Below are 15,645 nucleotides of genomic sequence, written 5' to 3'. Positions count from 1 at the left end.
CCCCGTCGCCGACCGCACCGGAGAACGCATGCCGTCGTCATCCGCCACGCGTACACGCACCACCGTGTTCGCCCCGCGGCTGGCCGCACTCATCAGCGGTCACCTCGGCCAGGACGTCTTCCGTCTGGAACCGGACACGATCGGGGTCGCCGGACCGGAGATCATCGACCGTGTGCTCGCTGCGCGCCGGGCCACGGAATCGGAACGGCCGACGTTCAAGCCGCTGCACGGCCGCTCCATCACACGCACCGAGGCGTCCTCGGTGACCCGCACCATCGGCAACGACGTACGCCGGGCCCTGACCGGTCCACTGCCCGAGACCGTCGACCTGTCGGGCTCCTGGCCGCTGACCGGGCACCTCTTCCTGCGGGACATCATCCTGAGCGGTGACCCCTACCGGCTGCGCATGCTCATGAGCCGCTATCTGGAACTGACGCCCAAGCTCACCTGGACGGTCATCGCCATGGGCGCCGCGCTGCCCGGCTGGCCCCGACCCGGCGACGAGGGCCTCACCGGACTGGCCGCCCGGACGGCCGAGGCCGCCGGCTACCAGGAGCGCCGGTACGCCATGGGCATGTACCGCAGGGCCGCCGCACCGGTGTGCTTCACCATCTCCACGCTCGTCGCCAACGCCCTGTGGCTGGGAGCCCCGTTCGACGATGCGATGCCGAACCGGAACATCATCCTGGAGTCGCTGCGCCTGCTGCCACCCTCCTGGAACATCCTGCGCAACGCCTCGCCCGAGTACCCCGCCATCGACGAACGGATAGGCGCCGGCGACGACGTGCTCGTGCTGCCACTGCTGTCCCACCGCGACCCGGGCCTCTGGGACGACCCCGAGAGCTTCCGCCCCGAACGTTGGGACGACCTGGACCCCGACAACACCCCCGGATACCTCCCCTTCGGCCACTCCTCCGAGCGCTGCTGGGGTCGGCACATGGTCATGCCGCTCGCTGAACTGCTCCTGGACCACGTGCGCCAGTCGGGGCTCATGGTCGACCCCGAGCAGAGCACAGGCAAGGTGCCGCTCCTCGGCCTCCTGGGTGTCGAGGACGTGCGCATGGTCCGGGCCACCCGAGCGCGAGGGTGACGCCACTGGCCGGCGGCGTCTCGAGCGACATCGACACCGACTTCCTCCACCAACTCGGGTTCCACCAGCGTGACATCCAGCGTCATGGGCCAGCACGGCACGTTCTACGACGGGCCGGGCTACACGTCTCGGGCATGCCCCGACGCCTAGGGCGGCCGCCTACGTGTCTGCGCCGCCTGGCGCTGACCGGTCCTTCCGAGGGCAGGTCTGCGGGGCACCGCCTTGACCTACTCTCGGCTGCGCGCCAGCAACTAAGAGCACCTAACAGAAAGCCTGGTCGTAGCCATATCCCCTTCCTCGTTGAATCGGCAGTGCTGCGGGAGGCGCTTGGGCCCGAGCTGTACGAGGTTGTACTGGCCGTCCGCCGCGCGGAGGCGGAGTTGTTCGCGATGTTCGCCGGCGCGGACGTCATCGGGGTTGTCCACTAGCGGTATTGGCTGGCTACTCCTCGGGCTCCCAGGCGATCAGCTGCTCGAACACCTGCGGGTCTCCCTCGATCTTCAGGTCGCTCAGCATGAGGCGACCCCACATGAAGAGGAGCAGCTGCTCGGCCGTGCCCGTGGCCGAAACGGAGGGAGGGGCGGCGTCGTTCGTGAGGGGTGCGGGCCAGGCGCCGGTGCCGTCCAGCGCGAGGAGCCAGGAGCGGCCCTGGGTGGCGTGGTAGTGGATGGTGGCGGCCTCGTGCGGCCACGCAGCCGGGGTGGAGTTGCAGGTGTCGAGAAACTCGGCCACGCCGTCGATGGCGACGTCCGCCGGCATCGGCTGCACGTCTCCTGCGGCGAGCTGGGCGTCGTAGGTGTGCACCAGCACCTCGTGCACCCGGCGCCGGGCAACGCCCCAGGCATTCGCCGGGGACACGCCGGCGCTCCACCATGTCCAGCACTCGCGCTCCGGCCCAGCCTCGCGCAGCGCACTCAGCAGCAGCTCGTTCGACTCGGCGTACCAGGCCAGCAGCGCATCGAGATCGCGCGGCACCTCCGCGGCATCCTTGGCCGGCGGAGCCGCGGCCGGGCCCGCGGCGACGATCGCGGCCCACCAGCGCTGGCCCCTACCCAGGTGCTGCACCAGCTCGAACAACGTCCACTCGGGGCAGGACGGCACCGGCGCGTCAAGGCCGGGCGCGGCGGCAACCGCACTCCGGAACGCAGCTGACCCCTCGTCGATCAGTTGCAACAGGGCGGAAAACTCAAGACTCTCTGTCACATCGTCTGCCTACCACCCCAGCTCAGCCGACCGCACCCCTATTTCCCGGGCCGTCAGCTGCGGGAGTCAGAGCACCTGATAGAAGGCCTGGTCGTAGCCATATCCCCTTCCTCGCTGGCTCGTTGAACGAGTCGTGGGGAAGGGCAACGGTCCTTCGTGGATGGTGTCGGATGACCTGTGGGGGCGGGTCGAGCCGTTGCCGCCGGTCAGGCAGCAGCGTCGGCGCCATTCCTGCCGACTGCCACGGGATGCCTGCAGGGCATCGTGCCTTCTAGTGAGACCTGGTAGGGGCGGGCGGGAAAAAGTGCCAGGCATCGGCTCCAGAAAGTGGTAGGCCCTGGCGCACCGGGCGAGGACGCGTTGCCGGTGGTCGTTTGCGCCGGCGTTCCCGGCAGCAGCCTTTCCCGCAGGATCCCTATGCGGAAACGGTCGCAGATCCTGTGAAACGCCCCTGGAAGGCCGCACGCCGCGACGGGGTAGACACCCCCTCCCACCAGCCCCTTTGGGCTAGGTGGCGAGCCGCAGCGGACGTGCGATGGTGCTTTCGGACGCACTACCGCGTCCCTAACGAAGGGGGAGACATGAGTATCGTCATCGCGGCCGTAATCACCGCCCTGGGAGGCATCATCGTGGCGCTTATCAACGCGCGGCGCGGCGGCTCCGGGGGATGATTCGCGGCGAGGTGACCTGACGCGAGTCCCCCGCTATGGGCGCGTCACGTCACCTCACGCAGTCAGGGCTGGTCAGCGCAGCTCGGCGAGGGCGCGTTCGAGCGCGTCGAGCGTGGAGCGGCCGGGCTCGGCGGCCGCGGCCGGCACCCTGGGCCAGCACCGCTGTTGGTGCTGCGACCTCAGCGGTAGCGCGCGGCATCCTCGGACATGAGGACCGGGCCGGCGGGCGCGCACAGGAACGCGGCAAGGGCGGCGACCGTGTCCCGGTCGGTGACGGCCCTGGGCACGCCGTAGGGCACGGTGTCCAGGGGGCGCCGGCCGGGAATTCCGGCAGCCCAAGCGGCGGCGTGCACTGCTCCCGCGTGCTCCCGCATGTCGGCGGCGTGCTGGGTGATGCGGGGCTGGTCACACCCAGGTGTAGTTCCTCCGTGACGGCGTCCAGGGCGGCGTTGCCGACGAGGGCGCGGGGGTTGTCCAGGGCTGCGAGGGCGGGTCCGATGGGCGGGAAGATGGGCAGGTCGGCGGTCTTGCGGAAGTTGATCCACTCGATGGCGCCGACCTCGTGGCTTCCGTCTGGCTGTTCGTCCAGCTCCTGCTCGGCGAGGGTGGCGCGGACGTCGGGGGTGATGTGGAGGCGGTAGACCAGGTGGAGCTTGCGGGGCGGCGGGGTGGGGCCGGGGCGGATGACCCGCTGGTCGATGACCCACACGAGGTCGCCGCCCTCGGCATCGGCCACGACGTCATCACCGCCATGGGCGGCGTGGACTCCGCCCGTACCACCACCACGCTCACCGAGCTACGCGGGCACCTCGCCGACTACCGCCACGTCCCCGCCGTGGCCGACTTCCTCGACTGCGCCGCCTGACCGCCCCCCGCCCTCCGGCTCCGAGACGGGCGCCCGCCGGATGGAGGTGCGCAACATGCCACGGCCTGGTGGAAGACCCCAGGCATGACGTGGACGCTGGCGGAGCCGATGCTGAGCATCCCCGTACCCGACCCTGGCCTGCGGCCGGGCTGGGCGGGCGAGCCAAAGTGGGGCGGTTCTCCAGACACCTCGTGATGTCTCGGTCGACAGGTCGTCGGAGCCGCCGACAGCCCCTAGCAATCTGAGAACTCAGGCTCGCGCACGAAGGCGCGAGGCGCGAGCCACGCACTGGCCGTGTGGGACCGTCCAGGCAGCGTCCTGGTCACGGCTGCTTCGTGCGGCTGGCTGAAGCCTGCTGAGTGTCCGCGCCGGAGCTGACGTGCCGCAGGGTCTCCTGGGGGCCGTGCCAGTCCAGGCACATCACCGTGGCGTCGTCTGCGAGCCGGCCCCCGGCTGCGTCCCGTACCGCGGACGTCAGCGTCAGCGCCGCCTCCCGTGGGTGCAGATCCCGGGTGCGCCTGAGCAGAGCGAGCAGGTCGACCGTCTCCCCATGACGTTCGAGCATGCCGTCGGTCATCATGAGCAGACGGTCACCGGAGCGTAGATCGAGGTCCTGAACACGGTAGGGGTGGGGCATGGAAACGGGCAGCCCGAAGGGATGGTCCGCCTCGCAGGTGATCGCTTCGGCAGTCCCGTCGCGCACGCGTAGTGGCCAGGGGTGGCCGGCGTTGACGAGCTGAGCGCGACCGGTGTGGAGGTTTATGCGCAGCAGTTGCCCGGTGGCGTGACCGTGGCCGTGGTCGGCCAGGGCCTGGTCGGCCAGATGGGCCTGCTCGGCCAGGCCGGCTCCTGCGCGGCGGGCGCCGCGCAGGGCGCCCACCAGTACGGTGGCGGCCAGGGCGGAATCGATGTCGTGGCCCATGGGGTCGGTCACCGACACGTGCAGGATGTCGCGGTCCAGCGCGTAGTCGAAGGTGTCGCCGCTGAGGTCTTCCGAGGGCTCCAAACTCCCGCACAAGGTGAACTGCGCGGCCTCGCACGACAGTGACGGGGGAAGGAGCTGGTACTGGATTTCAGCTGCCAGTGTGGGGGGCCTGGAACGTTTACCCCAGGTGTAGAGGTCGGTGAAGCGTCCGTTGGCGATCACGATGTAGGCCAGGATGTGGGCGGCTTCCCCGACCTCGTCAAGGACGTCGTCGCCGATGTCGGCGGGCAGGAGCAGTTCCAGCAGCCCGATGGCGTCCCCCCGGTTGGTGACCGGCACGATCACCCGCTGTCCCTGGCCGGTCGCCTCCTGGAACAGCCGCTGGGTACGGATCACCTGCTCGTAGACGCTGCCGAGCATGGGGATCCGCTCCGCTTCCCGCCCACCCTCCGCACCGGCGGCAGTGGTCAGGCGCGCCACCGCCTTTCCCGTCAGGTCCACGATGAGAAATGACACCATCGTGGCTCCGAACCGCCGCCGCAGGTCCTCAGCGACCACCGCGACGGCGTCCACCGGCGCCGCCGTCTCCGCTGCGGTCAGCAGCCGGGGAAGTCCACTCTGCCCACCGCTCATGACCACGGCCCCTTCTAACCGGCCCCGTCTCCAGCATGGGAACCGCCACAGCTGGCGTCAATCTGCACAAGGTCACGCACCGTGGTCAAGCTTTACGTACACGGAGACAAATCGGGCTCGCGCGTACCCCGGCGTCCACCTCGAGGCACCGCTGTCTGGTCGCGTGACTCGACAGGCTATGCCGCATCCGACCCGAACGGTCGTTTCAACAGGCCCATGTCTCATGAGACACGACAAAGTCTGGAGAAGGACGGCTACCGTGCCCAGCTCGCGCCGGCGAGCTGGTCGTGTGGGAGCACAGCCGTCTCGCGTTCGATCAGCAGCGCCTCGCCCGGCGCGGCCGCGCTGTCGGCGAGATCGCGGCGGGAGCTGGCCCACGTCCACTACGTTTTCGATCACAACCGCTGACACCGGAGGACCGCATGGGGGAAGACACCACCAAGGGCCCCGCGAGCTTCATCTCCGAGATGGGCGTGCTCAAGCGCGTCGCACGGGCCACGGACTCCGGGGATTTGTTGCCGGTGGACCACCGGCCGGTCGACCCGGGCCGGGTCGACGCCCTCCATCATGGCGAGCACCGAGCCGATCACCCCGACACGGAAGGAATGCTCCGCCCGGGATGAGTAGGCCCGGTCTGCAAGGACGACATCGGGTCGCGTTCGTGGCCTGCCCAGGCCGGTGCGTGGGACCCTGATGAGGGCCATGACCGTCTCGAAGGCAGGCGCGTCGCCAGCCTGGCCCGCGGTGACATGCAGGGCCAAGGGCCGCGCATGACCGTCAGCGGCGAGGTGAACCTTCGTGCTCAGGCCGCCCCGTGAGCGTCCGAGTGCGTGATCGACGGGTTCAGTTTCGTCGAGTGCCCCCCCCCTTTCCTGGCCTTGGCCGCGTGCGGGTGAGCCCGGCAGACAGTGGAGTCCACCGACACGGCCCATCCCACATCGTCAACAGCGTCCGCCTGGGCGAGGAGGGCGGCGAAGGCCCGTGCGTGCGCACAAACCAAGCCGTGCGCGCCCATCAACGAGGCGATCTACCGCACCTCACCGGCACTCTCCCTCGACATAGCTGTGCCCCGAGGTCGGGACCGCCACAGCAGGAAGGCCGACGACGTTGTCCGTGAAGGCAGGGGCACGGGCATGGCATCGGGCAGCAGCGGGCTGCCAGTTCTCCAGCCGGCTCATGTCTACACGTCCACGAGACCTTCACCTAATGCGGTGTCAACTCATCGCGACCACTGGGGTATTGCTCTAAGCCCGCTGTTAAGATCATCTGGCTTTCAGTAGGTTGACGCTGCGTCATGCACGTGTCACGGGGGATGGTTTCTGCCCACCGCGAAGGAGTAGCCGTTGGTCCGCGTGTGAGCCCGCAGCGCGGCGTCGGGTCCGCGACTTCGGCCACCGCCGCGCGGTCCTGCATATACCCCCGCGATGCGACTGAAGAGAGTCTGATGACCTCATTGATGAAGGATCCACTACTGTGGATCTTGCTAGGAGTACTGACTGCTGCGGTACTCGCAGTGATGCTCGCCCGGAGAACGAATCTGGCGCTCCGGAAGCAGACCGCCGATCTGCACGCAAGCCAGGGCCGTCTCGAAGCGGAGCGCCAACGGCTTGCCAACGAGTGCGCCACTCTGCGTTCCGAGCACGATCGCGATCTGGCGCAGGTCCGCAGCGACGCCGAAGAGGAAACCAAGGCCGCTCTCCGTACTTGGATGCGTAGCCTGCAGGTCCTGGCTGATGAGCAGCAGGGTGTCATCAGCGATCTGGCCCGAGTGAAGTACGGCAACGACAGCGAGATCCTCGCGGATTTCATGACGATCGACCACACCAACAGCCAGTTCGGCCGGCGGGCTCAGGGCATCGCGGCTCTGTGCGGTGGCTGGCTCGGCCGACGTGACCGCGCGGCCCCTGTCCTTGACGTGGCGCGCAGCGCTCAGGGCCGCATCAAGCTCTTTGACCGGGTGAGGATTCACAGCCAGGTCAACGTCGCAGTTGCCAGCACCGCCGTGGAACCGGTGGCGGTCGTCTTGGCCGAGCTCCTGGACAATGCCACGAACTACTCGGCGCCCGGCACGCCCGTCGAGATCAACATCCAGGCCGTTCCGACTGGTGTGTGCCTGATCGTCGACGATGCCGGTCTGGGTATCAACGCAGAGGAGAGGGAGCGCGCTTCCGCCTTGCTGAACACGCAGGGCCCTGTGTCGATCACCAGCTTGGGCAGCCCGCCGCGCGTCGGCTTCGCTGTCGCAGGTGTGCTCGCTGCCCGGTACGGGTTCAAGGTTTCCGTCGATTCCGTCTCGCCGTACGGCGGCGTCCGCGCGGTCATCCTCCTACCGGAGACTCTCTTGACCCACGATGTCCCCGCACCTGAAGTCGAGACCGGCTCCACCACTGCGAGTGAAGGGTTGCCGCGCAGCGGGCCCGTCACGGCACCGGTGGCCATTGTGGGGACGACGGCAGGCGGTTTGCCCAAGCGTCGCCGTGCGGTCGCAGTGGTACCGCCTGCACCATCGCTGGCAGCCGAGCCGGACCCGGTGCCGGTGCCGGAGCACAGTGACGTGACCGCCACCGCGACACGCCTCACCGCCTTCGCACGCGGAACCGTCCGCGGGCGGAACACGATCATCACGGAAGGATCTGAAGACCAGTGAAGCCCGACCTGTCCTGGGTGCTGGACGACGTAATCAGCGTCCGTGGTGCCCGGCATGCGATCCTCGTCTCCGCTGACGGCCTGCTCCTGGAGCGCTCCAGCGAGATCCCCCGAGACGAGGCCGAGACCAACGCCGCGGCGATGAGCTCGATGCAGTCCCTCAGCCGGGCCGTCGCCGGGTTCGTGGCAGGCGGTAAGGGCGTCTGGAAGCAGACCCTGCTCGAGTACGACGGCGGCTGGATCTTCCTGATCGCGGCAGGCAGCGGCGCCTACATGGCAGTCTCCGCGGCCTTGGACGTCGACATGGAGGTCATGTCGATGCGCATGCAGCAGCAGGTAGCCGCGCTGGGCCGCGCACTGAGCACCCAACCGCGTCAGAGCGCTGGTGCTGAGGCATGAGCGTTCCCGGCGAGGAAGCTCCGGTCTCCAGCGAACTCGTCCGCTCCTACGTCATCACAGGCGGCCGGCGCCTGCCCTCCGCAGACGACCTCTCCCTGCACATGCTCGTCACCTTGGCGCCCGACCGGGAACTGCCGCTGGGTGCCAGCCCAGAGGTACGCGCCATCTGGGAGCTGTGCGCGGGGGGATACCTGGCCGTGGCAGAAGTGGCCGCGCACCTGGGCCTACCGGTCGGCGTTGCCCGGCTGCTGCTGACGGATTTAGCAGAACAAGGCCATCTGCTGCGCCGCTCTGCGCCGCCACCCGCCAAGTCTGAATCGAGACTCGTCATCGAGAAGGTGCTGCATGGACTCCAAAGCCTCTATGCCTGAACCGAGCTACGTCTCGGGCTCGGTGACGACAGTCGCAAAGATCCTCGTGGTGGGGCACTTCGCCGTAGGCAAGACCACCTACATCGGCTCGCTCTCCGAGATTCCCCCGCTGCGCACGGAGGAGCGGATGACCCAGGCTTCCGCTCACGTGGACGACCTGGCGGGTGCACCGGACAAGGTGACGACCACGGTCGCCCTGGACTTCGGCCGGCTGACCCTGGGCGACGAAGTCGTGCTGTATCTCTTCGGGACGCCCGGTCAGCAGCGGTTCGTCCAGCTTTGGGAGGACATGGCCCGCGGGGCGCTGGGAGCGCTGATCCTGGTCGATCCCGCACGGCTGGCCGACTCCTTCCCGGTGATCGAGCTGGTCGAGAAGTACGGCCTGGAGTACTCCATCGCGGTCAACTCCTTCACCGATGTCCTATATGACGAAGCTGAGATCCGTGAGGCCCTCGACCTGCTGCCCGACACCCCAGTCTCGTACTGCGATGCCCGCGACCGCGCGTCGTCAGCAAGGTCGCTGATCACGCTCGTGAAGCATCTCCTGGTGCGCACGGCCTGATCCGCCGCTCGCCCCCTGCTCCTCCACTCGCCCGGACCGCAAAAGACGCCGGGCCCACAAAGGATCCGATCCCATGGACAGTCAGCAACCAACGGCGCCGGGCGCCCCCGCACGATGCCCGATGCACACGGCGGAGTTTGCCGCCGATCCGCATGCCGCCTACGACAAGATGCGCGCCGAGGGGCCTGCGGCTCCGGTCGAACTAGCCCCCGGGGTGGATGCCACTCTCGTCGTCGATTACCAGACGGCGCGGAGCGTGCTGCAGAACACGACCGATTTCAGCAAGGACGCCCGGCACTGGAAGGCCCTCATGGAGGGCCGCATAGCGCTGGACAGTCCGGTGGTGCCGATGATGGCATTCCGCCCCAACGCCATGTTCACCGACGGGACGGTCCACCACCGGCTGCGTAAGGCCGTCACGGATAGCCTCGACCGCCTCAACATCGGCCGGATCCGCCGGGACGCCGAGCCCATCGCTGCCTTCCTGATTGATCAGTTCAGTGAACGCGGCCGCGCCGATCTTCTGAACGACTACGCGAAGTTGCTGCCGCTGCTGCTCTTCAACAAGCTCTTCGGCTGCCCGGCCGGTATCGGTGATCGCCTCACCACCTCCATGTCGGCGATGTTCGACGGCAGGGACGCCCTGAAGGCCAGCGAGGACATCACCGCCTGCCTCATGGAGCTGATCGCTCTCAAGCGGCGCCAGCCCGGCGACGATGTCACCTCCTGGCTCATCCAGCACCCCGCCGGCCTGAACGACGAGGAGTTGAAGGACCAGCTCGTCATGATGATGGGCGCTGGCGTGGAGCCTGAGCGGAACCTGATCGGCAACGCCCTGCTCCTGCTGTTGTCCGGCTCCTCGAGCCGAGGCGCCGGCATGCTGCCCGAAGAGGCCATCGACCACGTCCTGTGGAACAACTCGCCCATCGCCAACTACGCCACGCACTACCCCCTGCGTGACGTCGACCTCGGTGGCGTCCGAGTGGAGGCCGGCACACCTCTCATGATCAGCTTCGGGGGCGCCAACTCCGACCCCGCACTTGGCGCTGCCCGTGAGTCCCTCAGCAAGGGCGCTCACCTCGCTTGGGGCGCCGGGCCGCACGCCTGCCCGGCGAAGTCGCCGGCGACAGTGATCTCCCTGACCGCGATCGAGGCCGTCCTCAACGCGCTGCCCGACCTGGCGCTCGATGTCTCGGTTGAGGAGCTGCAGTGGCGGCCCGGCCCCTTCCACCGGGCCCTGGTGACGCTGCCGGTCCGCTTCACGCCGACCCCCGGCACCCGAATGGCCGCGCTTCATACCCCCGCACAAACCGCCCCGCGGCGGCGCACGATCGCCCCGTCCCACATCCCCGTGGCGCCCTCACCACACTCTGACCTCAAAAAGGCGAGAAAGGGATTCTGGAGCACCTTCCTCGACATTTTCCGCGTGTAGAGGTCGGCGGCGACGGGAATCGTTCCCTTTGGCATAGCGCCAGAGGAACGGAGGATGGGCGGTAGCGGTGCTGTTCGGTTCCGCGGAGGAGCTCTACGCGACCACAGCGGTTGGTGTAGATGGTGCGGCATCATCCCAAGCTCCGCCGCATCAGTTCCACCGCAGGCCGAACCACCCGCTCTAGGAGGCGCTACGGCACTCCGGCGTCACGGGTGACGTCGTCCCCGCCCCCTGGGGCGGGTGCTTCGTACCGGCTTGGATGCCTGCAGCCAGGTCCTGCGCGGCGGGACCTGGCTCGTGCCCGAGACCAACTTGACGAGGTCGACGACCGGTGCCGGGCCGCCTTCAAGGATCACTCGACGTCTCCAACCACGTTGATCACAACGCGGTGACTTTGGGTATCTTCCACACTCTCGAACAGCCCAATCGTGTTGATCATCACGCCGTGCGGAGTAATCAACTCCTCTGCTTTCAAGTACTTTCAAGCCGTGAATGCCACTCCACTCCCCCGGACCCGGGATATATCGGCGGACCTCGCCCGGATCCTCTTCGGGCCTCATGCAGAGCAGATCCACCAGCCCTGGAAGTCCCTGTTCAGCGACCCGCGGTTCAGCTTCCAGGAGGGCCTGAGCCCGCATGAACGGACGGCGCTGTCCTACGAGCGACTGCGCCTGGTCAACGAATTTGTGGCTGACCCGATCGGACTCGCCTCCGACATCGAATCCCTCACCGCGATGCACGAGTGGGCCGGCGTCGTGGACGCTGGCATGGCCACCATCGCGAGCATCCACTGGAACCTCCACATCGGCAGCCTGGTGGACCATGACACGGATGGATGGGACCTGTCCGCGTACGCCCGCATGGACCGCATCGGCACCTTCCTGTGCACCGAACTGGACCACGGCAACGACGCCGCGTCGCTGGAGACGACGGCGACGTTCGATCGTGAGACGAACCGTTTCATCCTTCACACCCCGACTCCCGGCGCCTGCAAGTGGATGCCGAACACTTCGTCAACCGGTGGCGCCAAGAACGCCGTCGTGGCAGCACGCCTGGTCGTCGACGATCTCGACCACGGCGTCTTCCTCTTCCTCACTCCCCTGACCGACAGTGCCGGCCACCACTACCCGGGCGTGGAAGTACGGCCCCTCCCGCAGACGGCGAGTGCGCCTGTCGACCACTGCGCCACGTACTTCCATCAGGTGCGGTTGCCGTTCGAAGCGCTGTTGCAGGGCGAGCACGGCCGCCTGTCTCGTGACGGCACGTTCACCAGCTCCCTGGGCAACCCACGCAAGAGGTTCCTCCAGTCTGTACGCCGCGTCCATACAGGCAAGCTGTGCATGACCGCCTACAGCCTCGGTGTAACCCGGCACGCCCTGGCCGTCGCGATGCGGCACTCCCATCTGCGGCTCACCTCGGGGATGACGACGGGTCGCAAAGTCTCGCTGATCGAGCACCGCAGTCACCACGCACCCCTCCTCGAAGCTGTTGCCACCACCTACGCCGCGACCCTGCTGCACCGCGACGTCGTAAGGCAGTGGACAGGCGAGGCGGAGGCCGAGCAGGAGGAGACCGAGCGCCTGGCGGCCGTGACCAAGGCCTGGATCACCTGGCAGGCCCGTTCGGTGATGACGGAGTGCCGGGAGCGGTGCGGCGCACAGGGCCTGCTCCTCTCGAACGGCATCGCCTTCCAGCTGGCCGCGAACGAGGGGACGATCACGGCGGAGGGCGACAACCGCGTGATCTGGGTCAAGGCCGCGGGCGAGATGCTTCTCGGCGGATTCACCCCGGCACCACCCTCCGACGTGCCGCCCGCCGGCCGCGCCCTCGACGACCCCAGCTATCTCCAGGACCTCCTGGCCGATGTCGAACGGATCTGGCACAGCCGGGCCCGCAGCCGACTGCGCGGCGGCCGCCGCGGAGATCCCCTCGCGCGCTGGAACGGCACCGTCACGCCCGCGCTGAACCTGGTCGAAGCACACGTGCACCGCCGCGCGGCACAAGCCCTCCTCGTCGCCGCCGGACGGCCGTCCGACCCGCAGGCACGGGCGGTTCTCGGACGCCTGCACGCCCTGTTCGCACTACGCCAGGTGAAGGCACACAGCGGAGACCTGCTTGCCGCCGGTCGCCTCACACCCGACCACGTGCAGCAACTGCCGGACGTGGAGGAATCGACGATCGAGGCACTCGTGCCGTACAGCCTGCAGTTGACCGAAGGCTTCGCTGTCCTGGACGGATTCATGGGCGAGCATCCAATGCTGCGTGCCCCGGCGCCTGCGGCCGAGCTGGCCCCCGCCTAGGGCCCGTCTTCAAAGTCGTTCAAGGGGCTGCTTCCGCGGAGTCGGCTGGCCGTTTCTACCTGCTGTCCTGCGCCCTCTCGTAGACGGCCAGTTCCTCTGAACTGCCGATGAAGGCCGGGCCGCAGTGCGGTGGCAAGCGATCGGTGACCATCGCTACTGCAGCTTGGACGCTGTCCATCTCGGCGATCCGCAGGCTGGTTCGGCTCGGCCCTTCGACGTAGCACCGGCCGTCTGCCAGCGTGCCGATGTAGGGGATGTCCAAGGGGGACGTTCACCGCCTACCGATACCTTGTTGCCCCTTGTCGGCGACTCCGCTTCCGCGAATGGGCCGCCCACCGGGATCGAAGAAGCCTGCCGTGGAGTGGCAGCGACAGGGTGGGTTGTGCTGACCGAGTCGGCTGCCTACCTCGAACTGGACCAATAAGGGGGTGAGTTATTGGTCGTCAGTGGCTGGTTCTGGGTCGTAGGGCTCGAATTCGATGTAGTCGAGGGGGTCCTCGTCGCGGCGTCCGAGCGGGGGTAGGCCCTCGGTCACGAACCGACCGCGCAACCACTCCAGCGGGGTTCACCCGCTCGGCGGAAACCACCCCTGACCACCCGGGAATTCCGTTCCTTGGGCAGTTATGGCCGTACGGCCTGGACCCGGACGGCACGCCGACACCTCCATGGCAGTGATCAACGCGCTGCCCGGACAGCGGCGCGGTACTTCCGCGTCGGCGAACGCCGGGGACTTGTCGGCCTGCGGCTGCCGTCCCGGTGATCGCACTATCGCCCCCTACGGCCGAGGATTCCCGGGCGGGTCGTCACGCGGCGCCGGACTCGCTCCTGTGTCTCAGGGCGGCGGCCACGGTGCCGGTCGCAGCGAGGCAGCCCAGCAGGACCAGCGTCACGCCGACCATGAACAGACCGGTGGAATCGTCCGACCAGTCGTAGAAGGCTGCGACGGCGAGGCCCGCCGAAGTGCCGAGCCGAGCGTTTGATGAGCAGCCTGGTTCGAGGAGCCTCGACATCTGGCGCTGCGGAGACACCCAGCTGGTTGTAGGTGGTGCTGACCTTGTCGGCGAGGCACTCAAGGGGGAAGGTGGGATGATCCGAACTCCTCGCCATCCTCGTACTGCGGCTCCATGCCGCCGCCGCCCATGCGGGGATGCTCCTCTGGCTCGTGATCGCGTAGGCGGGCAGGGTGGGTCGGCCTGCGCATGCCCGGGGATCGATGTCGTCTGCCGCGACCGCGCCCCGTGCTTCGCCGAGTGGGGTTGTGCCGTTGTGCGCTGAGTGGGGCCGGGCTCGTTGTGGATTTCCCCGGCGCGTAACGGCTCGGTCGGCGTTTGTGCTGGTCAACGCTGTCTCACGTGTTCGGTGGGGGGTGTTGGCTGACCGTGGGGCCCTGGCACCCGGCTGCGGCTCGTGCATCTATCCTGGCTAACGGTGCCAAGATCCACCCTGCTCATCGCGCACGGTGCCAGAGCGTGCTGTCACACCTCGCCACGGCCTCCTGGTTCTCGTCGCTCGTGGGAGGGTCCGGCTGCCACCGTGTCCTTGATCTGGGTGCGGGCACGGGTGTCGCCGAGCTCGAACAGGGTGATCGTCACGGCGGCCCAGGCTGCGGCACTGCGGCCGGGTGCAGCGGCCCAATCCCGCACAACGACGAGGGCGTCCTTCGCATCCAGTGTGCGAAGGAAGCGGACCAGTTCGGCGAGCCGGTAGGACTCGAGGCGGTCGAGACATGCAGCAAGCGCGGCCCCGAATGCGGAGCCGGCGTGGCGGGCGCACCGCTTGAAGAGGCGATGGTGCAGCTCCGCGTCCTGTGCGGAGACGGTCATCGTGGCCAGGGCGAGTGCCCAGCCGGCCCACCGCTCGCCGTCTGTTGCGGGGACTGCGGCTTGCAAGCAGGCGGCCGGAACGAAGCCGGCCGCGGCAAGCTCCGGTACATCGGTCCGTTCTGTGCCCCAGCCCCTGACATCGTGCGCGCCGCAGGCGGGGGCCGTGGCCAGGACGTGCAGGGCGGCTTGACACAATTTCGTGCGCGCCGGGCTGCCTTGGCGCGGGCAGGACGGTGCTGCGGCGACCGCGTTGAGGTGGAAGGGTTGTTCGGCGGGCCGGCCGTCGCTGGTGTGGTGGAGGTGGCCCAGGACGGTGTGCCATGCAGAGCGGATCTGATCTGGAGCAGCCGTGTGCACCGCCTGAAGTGCAGCCGCGAGCTGTTCCGCGTCGAAAGTGTTGGCATGCCGTTGTTGTTGTTCCCGCGCATGCCTGCGCAGCTCCCATGGGGAGGGCGGGCCGTCCCACCAGACGGTGGCGTCCCGCAGCTCCTCATCGGCCTGCCAGGCCTTCTCAATGGCCTCGCGTAGTCGTGCGTCCTGCGGTCGCGGTCTGTGGCTGAGGAGCGGCTGCGCCGTATGGCGCACTTCTTGCGGGAGGTGGAGCCAGCGCTCGGCCGAGTACAGCAGGTCCTCGTCCGGAAACAGACCCGTCTCCGGGGTGGCGGAGGTGAATTCCAGGATGTGCTCCCGGGTGCTGTGGCGCAGGACGTGACCGGCGAGATGGT

At 68.2% G+C, this 15,645-nt stretch carries 15 protein-coding genes and 1 pseudogene; 9 read left to right on the top strand and 7 right to left on the bottom strand.

Annotation, left to right across the window (positions count from 1 at the left end; genetic code table 11):
• Positions 1-28 precede the first annotated feature (28 nt).
• A complete protein-coding gene (locus OG448_RS30105) occupies positions 29-1,090 on the top strand; it encodes a cytochrome P450 (protein ID WP_405558513.1) in 1,062 nt (353 codons plus the stop codon).
• 441 nt (positions 1,091-1,531) lie between these two features.
• Here OG448_RS30105 and OG448_RS30100 read toward each other — a convergent pair whose 3' ends face one another.
• Both OG448_RS30100 and OG448_RS30095 read right to left on the bottom strand, forming a co-directional pair.
• Entirely contained in the window at positions 1,532-2,293 is a 762-nt protein-coding gene (locus tag OG448_RS30100) for a maleylpyruvate isomerase family mycothiol-dependent enzyme (protein WP_405558511.1), read from the bottom strand.
• Positions 2,294-3,143: 850 nt separating this feature from the next.
• On the bottom strand, positions 3,144-3,338 hold the full coding sequence (locus OG448_RS30095) for a hypothetical protein (RefSeq protein WP_405558509.1): 195 nt from the start codon (positions 3,336-3,338) through the stop codon (positions 3,144-3,146).
• Between the two features lie 188 nt (positions 3,339-3,526).
• Between OG448_RS30095 and OG448_RS30090 the strand changes: the two genes are divergently transcribed.
• Entirely contained in the window at positions 3,527-3,829 is a 303-nt protein-coding gene (locus tag OG448_RS30090; RefSeq protein ID WP_405558507.1) for a hypothetical protein, read from the top strand.
• A gap of 322 nt (positions 3,830-4,151) precedes the next feature.
• On the opposite strand, the gene OG448_RS30085 is transcribed toward OG448_RS30090, so the two are convergent.
• On the bottom strand, positions 4,152-5,387 hold the full coding sequence (locus OG448_RS30085) for a PP2C family protein-serine/threonine phosphatase (RefSeq protein WP_405558505.1): 1,236 nt from the start codon (positions 5,385-5,387) through the stop codon (positions 4,152-4,154).
• 422 nt (positions 5,388-5,809) lie between these two features.
• Here OG448_RS30085 and OG448_RS30080 point away from each other — a divergent pair, with 422 nt between their 5' ends.
• Positions 5,810-6,010: a hypothetical protein gene (locus OG448_RS30080; protein ID WP_405559070.1), complete on the top strand. Its 201-nt coding sequence runs from the start codon at positions 5,810-5,812 to the stop codon at positions 6,008-6,010.
• Here OG448_RS30080 and OG448_RS30075 read toward each other — a convergent pair.
• A pseudogene (locus OG448_RS30075) lies at positions 5,987-6,214 on the bottom strand (transposase); the annotation flags it as partial. The gene OG448_RS30080 and the pseudogene OG448_RS30075 overlap by 24 nt on opposite strands.
• Before the next feature lie 617 nt (positions 6,215-6,831).
• On the opposite strand from OG448_RS30075, the gene OG448_RS30070 reads away from it, so the two are divergent.
• The 6 genes from OG448_RS30070 (at position 6,832) to OG448_RS30045 (ending at position 13,097) form a co-directional block, all read left to right on the top strand.
• The gene (locus OG448_RS30070) at positions 6,832-8,034 is read left to right on the top strand and encodes an ATP-binding protein (RefSeq protein ID WP_405558503.1); all 1,203 of its coding nucleotides are present in this window, start codon (positions 6,832-6,834) and stop codon (positions 8,032-8,034) included.
• Positions 8,031-8,432, top strand: coding sequence for a roadblock/LC7 domain-containing protein (locus tag OG448_RS30065; RefSeq protein WP_384538709.1), 402 nt, complete (start codon positions 8,031-8,033; stop codon positions 8,430-8,432). The genes OG448_RS30070 and OG448_RS30065 overlap by 4 nt, the downstream gene beginning before the upstream one ends.
• Positions 8,429-8,803: a DUF742 domain-containing protein gene (locus OG448_RS30060; protein ID WP_405558501.1), complete on the top strand. Its 375-nt coding sequence runs from the start codon at positions 8,429-8,431 to the stop codon at positions 8,801-8,803. Before OG448_RS30065 ends, OG448_RS30060 begins: the two co-directional genes overlap by 4 nt.
• On the top strand, positions 8,778-9,365 hold the full coding sequence (locus OG448_RS30055; protein WP_405558499.1) for a GTP-binding protein: 588 nt from the start codon (positions 8,778-8,780) through the stop codon (positions 9,363-9,365). Before OG448_RS30060 ends, OG448_RS30055 begins: the two co-directional genes overlap by 26 nt.
• 121 nt (positions 9,366-9,486) lie before the next feature.
• Positions 9,487-10,797 (top strand): cytochrome P450, encoded by a 1,311-nt coding sequence (locus OG448_RS30050; RefSeq protein WP_405559045.1) that lies wholly within the window; start codon positions 9,487-9,489, stop codon positions 10,795-10,797.
• A gap of 488 nt (positions 10,798-11,285) precedes the next feature.
• A complete protein-coding gene (locus OG448_RS30045; protein WP_405559043.1) occupies positions 11,286-13,097 on the top strand; it encodes an acyl-CoA dehydrogenase in 1,812 nt (603 codons plus the stop codon).
• A gap of 55 nt (positions 13,098-13,152) precedes the next feature.
• Here OG448_RS30045 and OG448_RS30040 read toward each other — a convergent pair whose 3' ends face one another.
• The 3 genes from OG448_RS30040 to OG448_RS30030 all read right to left on the bottom strand — a co-directional run bounded on the left by OG448_RS30040 (position 13,153) and on the right by OG448_RS30030 (position 15,505).
• Entirely contained in the window at positions 13,153-13,359 is a 207-nt protein-coding gene (locus OG448_RS30040; protein WP_405558498.1) for a DUF6193 family natural product biosynthesis protein, read from the bottom strand.
• Positions 13,360-13,900: 541 nt separating this feature from the next.
• Positions 13,901-14,125 (bottom strand): hypothetical protein, encoded by a 225-nt coding sequence (locus OG448_RS30035; RefSeq protein ID WP_405558496.1) that lies wholly within the window; start codon positions 14,123-14,125, stop codon positions 13,901-13,903.
• A 447-nt stretch (positions 14,126-14,572) separates the two neighbouring features.
• Positions 14,573-15,505, bottom strand: a complete 933-nt coding sequence (locus OG448_RS30030) for a hypothetical protein (protein WP_405558494.1) — start codon at positions 15,503-15,505, stop codon at positions 14,573-14,575.
• Positions 15,506-15,645: the final 140 nt, after the last annotated feature.

Origin of the sequence: Streptomyces sp. NBC_01171 (assembly GCF_045039805.1) — a bacterium.
Lineage (GTDB): Bacteria > Actinomycetota > Actinomycetes > Streptomycetales > Streptomycetaceae > Streptomyces.
This window is presented reverse-complemented; position numbering and strand designations above follow the sequence as displayed.